Here is a 12,728-nt window from a genome sequence, read left to right as displayed (position 1 = left end):
TTACCAGCCTTTCAGACCTTGGGCTTCGTGACGGCGATCGTAGGCACGAAGCTCATCGCGCAGGTGCGCAATGCGTTGACGCCCAAGGGTGTTGCGCTTGTCATCGAGCACCTGTGCACCCAGCAGTTCGGCCATGCGCTGTGCCGCCGGCTGCATCGCCTCCCAGGCATCGAGGCCAGGCAGCGGACCGGGCAAGGTCATGAAAAAGCTGAGACCGGGCGTCTCCAGCTGCTCGAGTTTGGCAAGATCGAAGCTGCCCGGCTTGACCATATTGGCGACACTGAAGATCGGCCCCTGCTCGGGACGGCCATCAACCAGGCGATGAAAGATGTTCATGGCGCCGAACACCAAGCCGGCCTTCTCCGCTGCAACCACGAGGTCAGGGCCTCGAATGGCTTGTCCATCAGGCGCTTGCACAAACAAGCTGACAATCTTCTCGAAGTCTGGCTGCGGCCGACTGCCGACATCGCTATCGCCCGAGCGCGCTGTCTCAGGGCCGCGACCAGACAGCGTTTGATCCAACTCGTCGATCGCGCGGTCGATCTCGCTGTCCGATTCACCATCCAGGCTGGGCTCGCGCCGCGGCGCTTCGCGGGTACGTTTGCCGCTGTTCTGCTTGCGCGGCTGGCTTAGCAGGTAGACCAGCCCGATCGCGGTCAACCCAATGGCGGCAACAATCAAGGCAACGGTGGGATCCCAATTCATCTCGATTCCGTTCGGTTCTTCGTGCTCGTTTCTCAGCGCGCTGGCAGCGCTGCAAGGTTCCTGCCCTTCGCCACGCTACACGCGCCCAGCAAGGTGGATCAAGCCGCCCCGGCCAAACGCGCCGCTTCGGCCAGATCGACCGACACCAGACGGCTGACGCCCGGCTCGCGCATGGTAACGCCGGCCAGCTGCTGCGCGGCTTCCATGGTGGCCTTGTTGTGGGTGACGAACAGGAACTGCACCTTTTCGCTCATCTCGCCCACCATTTGACAGAAGCGACCCACATTGGCTTCGTCCAAGGGCGCATCGACCTCATCAAGCAGACAGAATGGCGCTGGATTCAGGCGGAAGATCGCGAACACCAGGGACACCGCGGTCAACGCTTTCTCACCGCCGGACAACAGGGAAATATTGCTGACCCGCTTGCCCGGCGGTCGCGCCATGATCGACACGCCGGTGTCGAGCAGGTCCTCGCCGGTCAGTTCAAGATAGGCATGACCGCCGCCAAACAGGCGCGGATACAGTTCCTGCACACCGGCATTGACCCGGTCGAAGGTTTCCTTGAAACGGCCGCGGGTTTCCTTGTCGATCTTGCGGATAGCGTCTTCCAGCGCCTCCAGCGCAGCGCTCAGATCGGCGAATTGCGAGTCGAGATACTCCTTGCGCTGCGATTGCTCGCCGTATTCCTGGATCGCCGCCAGATTGACCGGCTCCAGGCGACGGATGCGAGCTTCAAGGTCGGCCAGACTGGAACGCCAGCGCTCGATGCTGGCACCTTCCGGCAACGAAGTCAGCACCGCTTCAAGTTCCATTTCCAACTCAACGATGTGCTGCTGGATGCCTTCGGCCTTTAGAGCAGAGGCTTGCTCGGCAAGACGCGCCTTCTCCAGCCGCTCACGCAGCTGGCCGACGGCCTGATCGGCGCGCTGACGGGCTTGCTCTTCGTTGCGCAATTCATTCTCGACGCCATCGAGCGACGAGCGCGCGGCGCTGAGGGCCTTGTCCGCTTCAACACGCTGCTCCAGCGTGGCCTGACGTGCCGCCTCGAGCTGCTTGATCGGGGCGTCGCCCTCGGCCAGCTGTGCATCGAGCTGACTCAGCCGCCCTTCGATCTGGCCGCGCTGCACAGCAAGGCGTTCCACCGACTGGCGCAATCCGGTGAGGCGGGCGCGTTGCGACTCCACCGACAGTGCCAGCTTGTGCACCGAATCGCGCGCCGTGCTAACCCCCATCTTGGCCTTTTCGCGCTGCTCGTGCAGCTGCGAGCGCTCGGCCTCCAGCAGGGCGCGCTGCTCACCGAGCTCGGTCATCCTGCCCAGATGGGTTTCCTGGCCACCGCGGGTTTCGCGCAACGAGCCTTCAGCCTGGCTGAAGGTCTCGCTCAGGCTTTTCAACTCGGCATCAATTCGCTCGCTGCGCGCCCGCGCCGACTCCAGCTTGCCGCGCAGTCCTTCGATCTGTCCCGACAACTCCGAAGTGGAGCGGTGGGCCAGGTACAGGGCGCGCTGGGCGTCCTCGCGCTGGTGCTCAGCTTCCAGCAGCCGGCTCTTGATGTTGAGCAGCTCTTCGTTAAGACCCTCTTCGCGCTCATGCAGGCCATCAATTTCGGCACGCAAGGCGTTGATGTCGCGCTCACGGGCCAAAGCGCCATGGCGCGGATCGGCGCTGCGACTGAGCTGGAGCCAGCCACTGCCTACCCAGCAACCATCCTGGCTGATGCCGGCACGCGTTGTTTCGACAGCGCACCGTTGGGCCAGATCGGCACCGTCCAGCGCATCGATCTCGTCCAGTAGACGCCTGATCGCATCCGGCCCTTTAACCATGGCTGCCAGACTCTCGGCTCGCGCCGCAAAGCCCGAATTGGCCGAAGCCACCAGCGACACGCGGCCGTCCTTCAACTCACCGAGCGCAGCCACATGTTCTGCCGGCGCTTCCAGCACGGGCGCTTCGAGCAGGGCTCCGAGCACGGTTTCCACAGCGGTTTCCCAGCCCGGCTCGACTTCCAGGCATTCGCCCAGACGGGCCAGGGACTTCAGCCCCTGCGATTCGATCCACTCCAGGCCGCTGCCCGACTCCTGACCCAGCGCGGCGTGTTGCAGGGCTTCCAGTGAAGCCAGCCGACCGCGTGCGGTCTGCGACTCCTTGCGCAGCTCAGCCAGATCGTTCTGCCGCTGGCGCTGCAGTTCCTGCACCTGGGTCAAGCCCTGCTTGCGCTGATCCAGTGCTTCGGCCAACCGATCGAGCTCTTCCTGCTGCTGCTCATAGCTGGTCTGCAGCGTTTCCAGCTCCAGATGCAGCGTGTCGACATCCAGGGTGCCGCGCTCGGCTTGCAGGGCCTCCTGGCGACGCGCTGCGTCGGCGATCTGCTTTTCCAGCATCTCGATCCGATGTCGACCTACATCCGCTGAACGCGAACTTTCACTGAGCGCAGAACCCACCTGTTCCCAGCGCTGCTGCCAGTCGGCCAGGGCGGCCTCTGCATCGCGGAGCGACTCGATGGCGCTCTGTTCGGTGTCGGCGAAGCCGCTCAGAGCCGGCTCAGCGGCAGCAATTTCCTCTTCCAGACTGAAGATCTGCGTCTGGTCTTCTTCGAAATGAGCCTGCAGGTCGGCCAGCGATTGAGCGGCTTCTTCGCGCGCCCGCTTGAGGCGCTCCAACAGCTCGCGCTGATGTTGGATCTGCTGTTCCAGGCGGGCGATCTCCGCGCCGATGCGATAACTCTCGGCCTGCGCCTGACTGAGCGCCGACTGTGCTTCGCCCTGTTGTTGACGGCACAGCTCAATCTGATGTTCAGCGCGACGAAGCTCAGCCAGCTTCTTCTCCAGCTCGAGCTCGTCGGCCTTCAGCGAATCCTGCAAACTGCGATGCTGGGCGTCGATCTGACGCCATTCAAGGGCATAGGCCTGCGCCTGCTTCTCGCGCTGATCGGCCTTCAGCTGCTGGTACTGCTCGGCTTGCCGGGCCTGACGCTTCAAGTGCTCGAGTTGCTTGTCGACTTCCTCGCGCACATCGTTCAGGCGATCGAGATTCTCGCGGGTATGACGAATGCGCTGCTCGGTTTCCTTGCGCCGTTCCTTGTACTTGGAAATGCCGGCTGCCTCTTCCAGATACACACGCAGATCTTCAGGGCGGGCCTCGATGATCTGGCTGATCATGCCCTGCTCGATGATTGAGTAACTGCGCGGCCCCAGGCCCGTGCCGAGGAACAGGTCAGTAATATCGCGGCGGCGACAGCGCGTGCCGTTCAGCGCATACAGCGAGGCACCATCGCGGCTTACCGTGCGCTTGACCGAGATTTCGTTGAACCGCGCAAACTCACCGCTGACCTGACCATCACTGTTGTCGAAGATCAGCTCGACCGTAGCCTGCCCCACCGGCTTGCGCGATGAGGAGCCGGAAAAAATCACATCGGTCAGGCTGTCGCCACGCAGACGCGAGGCCGAACTCTCGCCCATCACCCAGCGCACCGCGTCGATGATGTTCGACTTGCCGCAGCCATTGGGGCCTACCACGCCGGTCATGTTGGTCGGCAGGTGCAGCGTGGTCGGATCGACAAACGATTTGAATCCGGCCAATTTGATTGTGGTCAGTCGCATGGAGGCTCAGCTTGAGAAGGCACGTAGGTGAATCCGCCGGCTAGTTAGCACTTAGCCGCCAGCATGGGTGGAGATCTGCGCCTTGGTGCGCAGGGACTCGACGTATTCTTTCAGCGCCTTTTCGACCAACTGCTGCTTGGCGCCTGTCTTCACCGACTCCAGCGGCGGCGGCACGAAGGGACGCGATTCGACCAAACGGACAACGTGGAAGCCAAAACTGGTTTGCACCGGAACCGGGGCCACTTGGCCCGGGCTCAGCTGTTTCAGCGTTTCCACCATTTCGGCCGGCAGCTGCGCTGCATTCGACCAATCGAGCTGTTTTGCGTGGCGAGCGTCATGCGCCGAGCTCATCAGCGCCTCGAAATTGGCGCCCTCGGCCAAGGCCTCCTGCAGCATGCGTTGGGCCGAAGCCTGATCGGCATAGAGAATATGCTGAGCGCGCCATTCGATGCTGCCGGAGCGCTCGCGCTCCTGATCGTAGAGCTGCCAGATCTGTTCATCGCTGACATCGATTGCACTGCGTTGTTCTGACACGGCCCGACCGGCAAGTTGCTGCAGGCGCACCAGGGCCAGCTCTGACTGCACATCACTGCGTTCGGTCAGTCCTTTTTGTACCGCATCCTGCGCCAGCAGTAGATTCTCCACCAAGGAATCCAGCGCCTGTTTGCGGTGTTCGGGAATGCCCGGATCCAGGCCGCGTCCGCGCGCGAAAGTCACCAGCAAGGGTTCGGTCAAAGCAGTGCCATTGACCACGGCGATCACCGCGCCGTCTGGCACATCCAAAATGGCCTGGGCTGAACTGGCGGTCTGTCGCTCGGCCGAACAGCCGATCAGAAGGGCAAGAATCAGGGGACTGGCGAGTCGTACTTTCATTGCGTGCATTCGTGGGGAGTTCAGTGGGGGCTGATGGCGTCGGCTTCAGCCGGCGTGAGTGCGCGGATCTGCAAGGCATGAATATCCGTTTGCATCAGGTCTTCAAGCGCCGCATAGACGGCACGATGACGCGCAATCGGCAGTAGGCCCTGAAACTGCTCGCTGACTACGGTGACGGCGAAATGACCGCGACCATCGCGTGCGCCGGCATGGCCGACGTGCTGGTGGCTATCGTCGCGCACCTCAAGTCGCTGCGGCGCCAGGGCTGCCTGCAGTCGCTGTTCGATCATGGCCAGTCGACGCGGCCCGGAATCGACGGCGCTCACGGCAGCACCTTGCGAAACGGGAACACCTCGACACGCTGATAGACGCCGCCGAGGCGATACGGGTCTTGCTCAGCCCACTGGCGGGCCTCGTCCACCGAGGCGAACTCGGCCACAATCGCGCTGCCCTGGAAACCCGCCGGCCCCGGATCTTCGGCATCAATTGCCGGCAGCGGGCCGGCCAGCAGCAATCGCCCCTGCTCCTGCAACGCTGTCAAGCGCTGCAAGTGCGCCGGTCGCTGCGCCTGTCGCGCAGCCAACGAATCGGGTCGGTCATGACCGATAATCAGGTACCACATCAAAACTGGGCATTCCGGAAACGAGCTGGACCCGGCATGATAGACGCCAGACACCTTTCCGTCACCGCATCTGACCCATGAGCCCCTACTCAGCTGGCCTCGCTTGGCCGTGCAATGGCTGACCGCCTTCGCGTGCACCCCGATCACCCCGCGCCGCGCACGCTGGGCATGGCGGCCGAACGTCTGCGCTCCGGGCAACTGGGCATCCTTCCTAGCGACGCTGGCTACCTGATCGCCTGGGCGCTGGACGCACGACAGGCCGAAGATCGAGCCACTCGTCTTCGAATGCTGGACAGCCGGCACCCTTTCACCTTACTCTGCCGCTCAATCAGTGAGATCGGTAAGCTCGCGCGGTTGGAAGACGCCGCTTTTCGAGCCGTCAAGGCATATACGCCAGGGCCGCAGACGTTCATCCTGGCAGTCGGGTCGGGGTTACCCAAGCGATTCAAGCAGGCCAAGCGCAAGACGATTGGTTGTCGCATAGTCGACCACAACGTGGTGCGCGATCTGCTGGATTTTTTACAGGCTCCGCTACTCGCAACCAGCTTGCGCTTACCGGACGAACAGATCAGCACGTTTGATGCAGAGGAAGTGGCAGAACGCGCCCTCAAGCACGTTGATTTCATGCTGGACGCAGGCGACTGCGCACCGGGTCCGACCACGATCATCGACGCCAGTGGCGAAGGTGTCGAAGTGACGCGTCAGGGCTGGACGGCGATCTCGCTTGATTAGGCGGAAAGGATTTATCAGGCACGGCACCTGAGCCACGGCATGGTGGTGGCTCACCCGCACTGAGCAAGAGCGATCTGGGCCGCACCGCGGCTTCAGCCATTCGATCCAGGATGTCGGCCCGGCCGGCCCGGATCGGTTTTGAGAGCAAGCATGAGCGAAAGCACGGCTGAACAGACAGCCGAGACCAATCCAGCCTCAGCGCATCCGCTTCAGGAGCAGATGCCGCTCGCCTTGGTTCGAGGCGAGCCGATGCTCGATGTGCCGCAGGATCTATACATCCCGCCGGATGCACTGGAAGTCATTCTGGAGGCCTTCGAGGGCCCACTCGACCTGCTGCTCTACCTGATCCGACGGCAGAATCTCGACATTCTCGACATACCGGTGGCGGAGATCACCCGACAGTACATCGCCTACATCGACGTGATGCACGAGCTTCGCTTCGAGTTGGCGGCCGACTATCTGGTCATGGCCGCCATTCTGGCGGAAATCAAATCGCGCATGTTGCTGCCCAGGCCACCGCGCGAAGACGGCGAAGAGCATGACCCGCGCGCCGATCTGGTGCGTCGACTGCTTGAGTACGAGCAGTTCAAGAAGGCCGCTGAGGATCTCGACACAATCCCACGCATGGAGCGCGATACCTGGCCGGCCAGCGCCGATGCGGGTGACCGCAAGGTGGTGAAAGAGCCGCCCAGCGTTGATCTTCGCGAAATGCTGATGGCCTTACGCGATGTGTTCAAGCGGGCCGAGCTGTTTACCCACCACGCTATCCGGCGTGAGGCGCTGTCGGTGCGACAGCGCATGACCGAAGTACTGGATCGGCTGGGCCCCGATGCGTTCACCGATTTCGCTTCGTTGTTCACCGTAGAAGAAGGACGCCTCGGCGTCGTCGTGACCTTTCTGTCGATTCTGGAATTGGCCAAGGAAAGGTTGATCGAGATCGTGCAAGAACAACCAATGGCACGCATTTATGTACGCACGCTGGTGAGTCAAGAATCAGCAAGTGAAGAACCTGAGGTCTGAGTGGAACTGCAACAGATCAAACAAGTGATTGAAGCGGCCTTGTTGGCCGCACCGCAGGCGCTTTCCAGCAAGCAACTGGCGGAACTGTTCGTTGAGAGCGACGAGGTCGACGGCGACCTCCTGCAAGCGGCCATCGACGCGCTGATCGAGGAGAGCCAGCAACGTGGCGTTGAGTTGAAGGAAGTGGCCAGCGGGTTTCGCTATCAGGTGCGCAATGAGGTTCAGCCCTGGGTCTCGCGGCTGTGGACCGAAAAACCGCCGAAATATTCCCGAGCCCTGCTCGAGACTCTATCCCTGATTGCCTATCGACAGCCGATCACACGCGGCGAGATCGAACAGATCCGCGGCGTGGCAGTCAGCAGCCACATCATCAAGACCTTGGAAGAGCGCGAGTGGATACGTGTCGTCGGACACCGCGATGTGCCCGGTCGTCCCGCCCTGTTCGGCACTACTCGCAGCTTCCTCGACTACTTTTCACTCCGCAGCCTCGATGAGCTGCCACCGCTGACCGAGTTGCAGGAACTGCCCGATTTCGAGCCTGAGCTGCCGTTGCAGCCGGTGGCACAGAGCGATGCGGCCGATGCCGATCAGGCAACCGAGTCGAGCGAGCCGGGCTTGTTCGAGTCGCCGGACGTCGAGGCCGAAAGCGAACAGGCCGAGGCGGACCACACGGACACTGAATTCGAACCGGCGCCCTCGCAGGAGGAACACGCCGATCCCGACATCGTCGCAGAGGCTACGCCAGCCGACGACGACGACTCGGCCCCGCCCTCCCCCTCTCTTTCAATGGACGATCCATCGCCCATTGAGTCTGCCGATGCCGTTCTGGACTCGGCCCCTTCGTCGACGGACAACGATCCGTCGTTCCCCGCCACTGAAGAGACGTCGGCTCAGCCCCACGTCGAAGTGAAGACTGTATGAGTGATTCTCCGCGTCAAAAACTCTCCCTCAAACGTGATCTCGGCCCCAAGGTAGAAGAGCGCCTGCACAAGGTGCTGGCCCAGGCCGGGCTCGGTTCGCGCCGTTCACTTGAAGAACGCATTTCGCAGGGCCAGGTCAAGGTCAACGGCGAAGTGGCCACCCTTGGCAGTTCGGTCAAGAATGGCGATCGCATCGAGCTCGATGGTCGCGCCTTCATCGCCAGCGCACAGGCCGAACCGAGCCGCGTGATCATCTATCACAAGCCCGAAGGCGAACTCACCACGCGCGAGGATCCAGAAGGCCGCCCCACGGTGTTCGACAATCTGCCGACCATCAAAGGTGCCCGTTGGGTAGCCGTCGGCCGTCTGGACATCAACACCACCGGCTTGTTGATCCTGACCTCCGATGGCGAGTTGGCCAATGCCTTGATGCATCCGTCCTCCGAGATCCAGCGCACCTATGTGTGCCGTATCCATGGAGAAGTGGCGGACGACACCGTGCGCACCCTGCAACGCGGCGTTGAGCTGGAAGATGGCCCTGCCCGTTTCGATGACATCGAGCGCATTGGCTCCAGCGACAGCCACGCCTGGTTTCGTGTGGGCCTGCATGAAGGTCGCAATCGCGAAGTTCGGCGGATGTGGGAGGCGGTCGGGTTTCAAGTCAGCCGCTTGAAGCGCGTGTCATACGGCTCTGTCGAGCTGCCAAGAGCGCTTCGCCGAGGACACTACGAAGAGCTCTCGCCTGAGCGCGCCGCGTCATTGCGTCAGGAAGTTGGATTGGGTCCAGTGACGCCAACCTTGTCTCTGCAGCAGGTAATCGGCCAGCGCCGGGCCAAGGCCAACGAGTACCGTCCGGCACCGCGCGAGCAGCGCGCCTGGACGCAAGGCGGCTACGCCGACGAAGGACGCGAGTTCCGTGCCTTCGATTCGCTGATGGATCGCCGACGCGATGAATCCGGCAAGGGCCCCAAGCGCGGCAAGCGTCCGGCCCGCGCCGCCGGCCCCGGAGGCAAGGGACCCGGTCGGCCGCGCCAGGATGGCTTGACCGCCCCAGCCGGCAAGCCGGCGGGACGCGGCGGCCCGCGCGGTGGCGCCGGTGGTCGCCGTGGCGCCGCTCCAGGGTTTGAAAACCCGCAGGAATTCCGCTCCTGGTATGTGCCCGAGGGCGTAGAAACCACCAGTCCGTCGTCACGCCCAAGCAAGCCGGGCGGCAACCGCGGCAACCGACCGCCGCGTCCCGGCGCAGGCGTCGCGGGTCAACAGCGTGATCGCGGTCCGCGCAGCGCCGGTGGTGGCAACCGTGGCGGTGGCAGCGGTAACCGAAGCGGCGGTGGCCCGTCGCATGGCGGCCCCGGTGGTCGTGGTCGTGGGGGTTCGCGCGGACGTTAACGCCCGGCCCACAGTGAAAAACGGCGCCCAAGGGCGCCGTTTTTCTGTTGCCGTAGTGCAATGCCTCAGTCGAGCTTCAGCGCTCCGCGGCTGCTATCGCGGCGCTTGGCTTCCTTGGCGTCATAGTCATTCATGCAGCTGTTCTGCTTGACCATGGCGCATTCCAGGTAATCGGTGATTTCCACCAGAGCGGCACGGATCGCCTTGCCAGCCGGGGTCTTTTTCTCCTGCGACAGCGAGCCGCCGAAGCCACCGCGAGACAGCCCGATGCTCATGCCGCCGCCCTTGCTGCGCCCTTCAATCGTGCGCACAAAGTCGATTTCACCGGTGGTGGCGTTGATTACTCGGATGTCGACCGCCAGATAGGCCTCCGACGATTTGCCGCCGAGCGACACGCCACCAAAGCTGATACCGCCACCGGTGCCCTTGGTGTTTTCTTCGTAAGCAGTCACCGTGCCGGCCACCAGGTACTGGGCACCGGTCAGCTTGCCGATCTGGGCTCCGGTGCCCCCGGATACCCGCCCGGAAGCAGCCAGATTCTGCTCAGAGAGCACCGCTTCCAGCTTGGAGCGCTCGACCACGCGGAACGCATTGGTCGCGGCCAGTTCATTCGACAGCATGCTGGCCAATTCCCAGCCCACGCCGCCGCGCCACCAGCCGGCGCCACTCTCATTCTTGAATTCGATTACGCCGAGAACCGGCCCGTCGGCCGCAGCCGCCAAGGCGGGTACCAGTCCAAACACCAACGACAGGCCGAGTACAAACTTTCTCATCTTCATCCCCTCTTTCATGATTGAGAACAGCAGCGGGTCCGACTGACTCCAGTGCACATTGTGCTCCGACTTGTGGTGACGTGCACGTCCGATTCACGTTTTCGGGCTGAGCTCAAAGTCGTCGGCGTCCTGGTGCGCCGGAAAGCGCTGTCTGAAGCTACGCAAGGACTCAAGGTCGAGATGCACATCGGCTACCTGCTCCTGATTGCCGACGTCCAACAGCGCTTCGCCAAGGAAATCAATCGCCGCGGAATCACCGCGATAGGCGACCTGATTGCCGTCAATGCCGCATCGATTGACACCGATGCTGTAGCAAAGATTCTCAATTGCACGCGCCCGCAGCAGGGTGCGCCAGGCCGTGCTGCGTGGCGCCGGCCAGTTAGCGACGAACAGCAACAGATCGTAGTCCAGGTCGCCCGGTCGCTGGCGATCGAATCGGTTGCGGATGAACGCCGGAAAGCGCAGGTCATAACAAACCAGGGGACGCACCCGCCAGCCCTTCAACTCGAATATCGGACTCACCTTGCCCGCGCCGTAACGCTCGTGCTCATTGGCCATGCGAAAAAGGTGCACTTTGTCGTAGTGCTTCAGCTCACCATTTGGCTGGGCCCACAGCATTCGGTTGAAGACGTCATCGCCAACCCGGCATTGAATACTGCCGCAGATCACCGCCCCCGAGTCGGCTGCCAACCGGCACATCCACTGCGCGGTTTCTCCCTGCATCGACTCGGCATTGTCCAATGCCTCATTGCTGAAACCGGAGGTGAAGGTCTCCGGCAGCACCACCAGATCGCAGCCGCGGGCGTCGCCGATCAAACCGGCGTAGTACTCGCGGTTGCCGCTAGGGTCGTGCCAACGAGTGTCACCTTGCACCAGACGCACGCGCAACTTCTCGGTCGAACTCATAGGCGCTTCAATCGCTCGATGGCGGTATCCAGGGTGTCGGAATTCTTGGCAAAGCACAGTCGAGCCAGACGCTGCCCTTGCGGCGCCTGGGCATAGAATGGCGACAGCGGAATTGCGGCAACCTTATGTTCAGTGGTCAACCAGCGGCAGAACGCGGTGTCGTCAAGATCGCTGACCGCAGAGTAGTCGACCAGCTGGAAATATCCCCCGGGCACCGGCAAAGGCTTGAGGCGCGTGCCCAGCAGCTGCTCACGAAAACGATCACGCTTGGCCTGATAAAACGCCGGCAGTTCGCGATGATGCTCGGGGTGACGGCGAATCATCTCAGCCACCGCATACTGCGCCGGGGTGAAGCTGCAGAAGGTGTTGTATTGATGCACCTTGCGAAACTCGGCCGTCAGCTCGGCCGGTGCCACGCAGTAACCAAGTTTCCAGCCGGTGCAATGGTAGGTCTTGCCAAAGGATGAGACCGCAAAGCTACGCGCTGCCAGGACTGGATCGCGCAGCACACTCTCATGCTGCCGGGCGTCGAACACCATGTGTTCGTAGACCTCGTCACTCAGGATCAGTAGCCGCGGATGCGCCGCGAGCAGATCACGCAGACGCTGCATATCCTCCGACTCAAGAATGGCGCCGGAGGGATTGTGTGGCGTATTGATGAACAGCAAGCGGGTGCGCGACGTGATAGCGGACTCAACGGCTGCCCAGTCGACCGCGAAGCTTGCCGGATCCAGGCTGACATGCACCGGTACGCCACCGGCCAACAGCACAGCCGGCTCGTAGCAGTCGTAACAGGGATCGAGCATGACCACTTCGTCGCCCGCGGTGACCACCGCATGCACGACATCAAAGATCGCCTCGCTGCCGCCCGAGGTCACGGTGATCTGCCGATCCGGATCGACCTCGCAGCCGTAACAATCGGCGATCTTGCCTGCGATCGCCTGGCGCAGCTCGGGAATGCCAGCCATAGGAGCGTACTGATTGCGCCCTTCCAGCATGGCGCGCTGCAGCGCATCGACCAGAGGGCCTGGTACCGAAAAATCGGGAAAGCCCTGACCGAGATTGATCGCCCCGTGTTCGGCCGCCAGCTGCGACATCACGGTGAAGATGGTGACCCCGACCTTGGGAAGTTTGCTGGCTGATTCCATTCTCGACCTCATTGAAAATCCAGTCTGAACATTGTGTTGCTTGG

12 protein-coding genes are annotated in these 12,728 nt (G+C 62.5%); 4 read left to right on the top strand and 8 right to left on the bottom strand.

Annotated elements, in window-relative coordinates; genetic code table 11:
- From zipA to IFO71_RS06250, 5 genes are all read right to left on the bottom strand, one after another.
- On the bottom strand, window positions 1–705 hold the full coding sequence (zipA, locus tag IFO71_RS06270) for a cell division protein ZipA (protein ID WP_192028684.1): 705 nt from the start codon (window positions 703–705) through the stop codon (window positions 1–3).
- Between the two features lie 98 nt (window positions 706–803).
- Window positions 804–4,301, bottom strand: coding sequence for a chromosome segregation protein SMC (smc, locus tag IFO71_RS06265; RefSeq protein WP_192028683.1), 3,498 nt, complete (start codon window positions 4,299–4,301; stop codon window positions 804–806).
- Window positions 4,302–4,352: 51 nt separating this feature from the next.
- Window positions 4,353–5,174, bottom strand: a complete 822-nt coding sequence (locus tag IFO71_RS06260) for a peptidyl-prolyl cis-trans isomerase (RefSeq protein WP_192028682.1) — start codon at window positions 5,172–5,174, stop codon at window positions 4,353–4,355.
- Window positions 5,175–5,194: 20 nt separating this feature from the next.
- Window positions 5,195–5,464, bottom strand: a complete 270-nt coding sequence (locus IFO71_RS06255; RefSeq protein WP_192028746.1) for a BolA family protein — start codon at window positions 5,462–5,464, stop codon at window positions 5,195–5,197.
- A 32-nt stretch (window positions 5,465–5,496) separates the two neighbouring features.
- Window positions 5,497–5,796, bottom strand: coding sequence for a YciI family protein (locus IFO71_RS06250; protein WP_192028681.1), 300 nt, complete (start codon window positions 5,794–5,796; stop codon window positions 5,497–5,499).
- A 114-nt stretch (window positions 5,797–5,910) separates the two neighbouring features.
- Here IFO71_RS06250 and IFO71_RS06245 point away from each other — a divergent pair, with 114 nt between their 5' ends.
- The 4 genes from IFO71_RS06245 to rluB all read left to right on the top strand — a co-directional run bounded on the left by IFO71_RS06245 (window position 5,911) and on the right by rluB (window position 9,857).
- Complete coding sequence (locus IFO71_RS06245) at window positions 5,911–6,528, top strand: L-threonylcarbamoyladenylate synthase (RefSeq protein ID WP_192028680.1); 618 nt, start codon at window positions 5,911–5,913, stop codon at window positions 6,526–6,528.
- Between the two features lie 150 nt (window positions 6,529–6,678).
- Complete coding sequence (locus tag IFO71_RS06240; RefSeq protein WP_332309331.1) at window positions 6,679–7,548, top strand: segregation and condensation protein A; 870 nt, start codon at window positions 6,679–6,681, stop codon at window positions 7,546–7,548.
- Window positions 7,549–8,469: an SMC-Scp complex subunit ScpB gene (gene scpB / locus IFO71_RS06235; protein ID WP_192028679.1), complete on the top strand. Its 921-nt coding sequence runs from the start codon at window positions 7,549–7,551 to the stop codon at window positions 8,467–8,469.
- Window positions 8,466–9,857: a 23S rRNA pseudouridine(2605) synthase RluB gene (gene rluB / locus IFO71_RS06230; RefSeq protein WP_192028678.1), complete on the top strand. Its 1,392-nt coding sequence runs from the start codon at window positions 8,466–8,468 to the stop codon at window positions 9,855–9,857. The genes scpB and rluB overlap by 4 nt, the downstream gene beginning before the upstream one ends.
- Window positions 9,858–9,922: 65 nt before the next feature.
- Here rluB and IFO71_RS06225 read toward each other — a convergent pair whose 3' ends face one another.
- The 3 genes from IFO71_RS06225 to IFO71_RS06215 all read right to left on the bottom strand — a co-directional run bounded on the left by IFO71_RS06225 (window position 9,923) and on the right by IFO71_RS06215 (window position 12,684).
- Window positions 9,923–10,630 (bottom strand): CsgG/HfaB family protein, encoded by a 708-nt coding sequence (locus tag IFO71_RS06225; RefSeq protein ID WP_192028677.1) that lies wholly within the window; start codon window positions 10,628–10,630, stop codon window positions 9,923–9,925.
- A 93-nt stretch (window positions 10,631–10,723) separates the two neighbouring features.
- The gene (locus tag IFO71_RS06220; protein ID WP_192028676.1) at window positions 10,724–11,536 is read right to left on the bottom strand and encodes an amidohydrolase; all 813 of its coding nucleotides are present in this window, start codon (window positions 11,534–11,536) and stop codon (window positions 10,724–10,726) included.
- Window positions 11,533–12,684: a pyridoxal phosphate-dependent aminotransferase gene (locus IFO71_RS06215; protein ID WP_192028675.1), complete on the bottom strand. Its 1,152-nt coding sequence runs from the start codon at window positions 12,682–12,684 to the stop codon at window positions 11,533–11,535. Before IFO71_RS06215 ends, IFO71_RS06220 begins: the two co-directional genes overlap by 4 nt.
- Between the last annotated feature and the right edge of the window lie 44 nt (window positions 12,685–12,728).

Origin of the sequence: Pseudomarimonas arenosa (assembly GCF_014841215.1) — a bacterium.
GTDB lineage: Bacteria > Pseudomonadota > Gammaproteobacteria > Xanthomonadales > Xanthomonadaceae > Pseudomarimonas > Pseudomarimonas arenosa.
Note: the sequence above shows the minus strand (reverse complement) of the source record. Positions and strands in the feature narration are given on the sequence as shown.

Coding starts and splice junctions, on each gene's coding strand:
- rluB (WP_192028678.1), top strand. CDS start 8,466: ATGAGTGATTCTCCGCGTCAAAAACTCTCCCTCAAACGTGATCTCGGC.
- IFO71_RS06260 (WP_192028682.1), bottom strand. CDS start 5,174: ATGAAAGTACGACTCGCCAGTCCCCTGATTCTTGCCCTTCTGATCGGC.
- IFO71_RS06250 (WP_192028681.1), bottom strand. CDS start 5,796: ATGTGGTACCTGATTATCGGTCATGACCGACCCGATTCGTTGGCTGCG.
- IFO71_RS06220 (WP_192028676.1), bottom strand. CDS start 11,536: ATGAGTTCGACCGAGAAGTTGCGCGTGCGTCTGGTGCAAGGTGACACT.
- IFO71_RS06255 (WP_192028746.1), bottom strand. CDS start 5,464: ATGATCGAACAGCGACTGCAGGCAGCCCTGGCGCCGCAGCGACTTGAG.
- IFO71_RS06240 (WP_332309331.1), top strand. CDS start 6,679: ATGAGCGAAAGCACGGCTGAACAGACAGCCGAGACCAATCCAGCCTCA.
- IFO71_RS06245 (WP_192028680.1), top strand. CDS start 5,911: ATGGCTGACCGCCTTCGCGTGCACCCCGATCACCCCGCGCCGCGCACG.
- zipA (WP_192028684.1), bottom strand. CDS start 705: ATGAATTGGGATCCCACCGTTGCCTTGATTGTTGCCGCCATTGGGTTG.
- IFO71_RS06225 (WP_192028677.1), bottom strand. CDS start 10,630: ATGAGAAAGTTTGTACTCGGCCTGTCGTTGGTGTTTGGACTGGTACCC.
- smc (WP_192028683.1), bottom strand. CDS start 4,301: ATGCGACTGACCACAATCAAATTGGCCGGATTCAAATCGTTTGTCGAT.
- IFO71_RS06215 (WP_192028675.1), bottom strand. CDS start 12,684: ATGGAATCAGCCAGCAAACTTCCCAAGGTCGGGGTCACCATCTTCACC.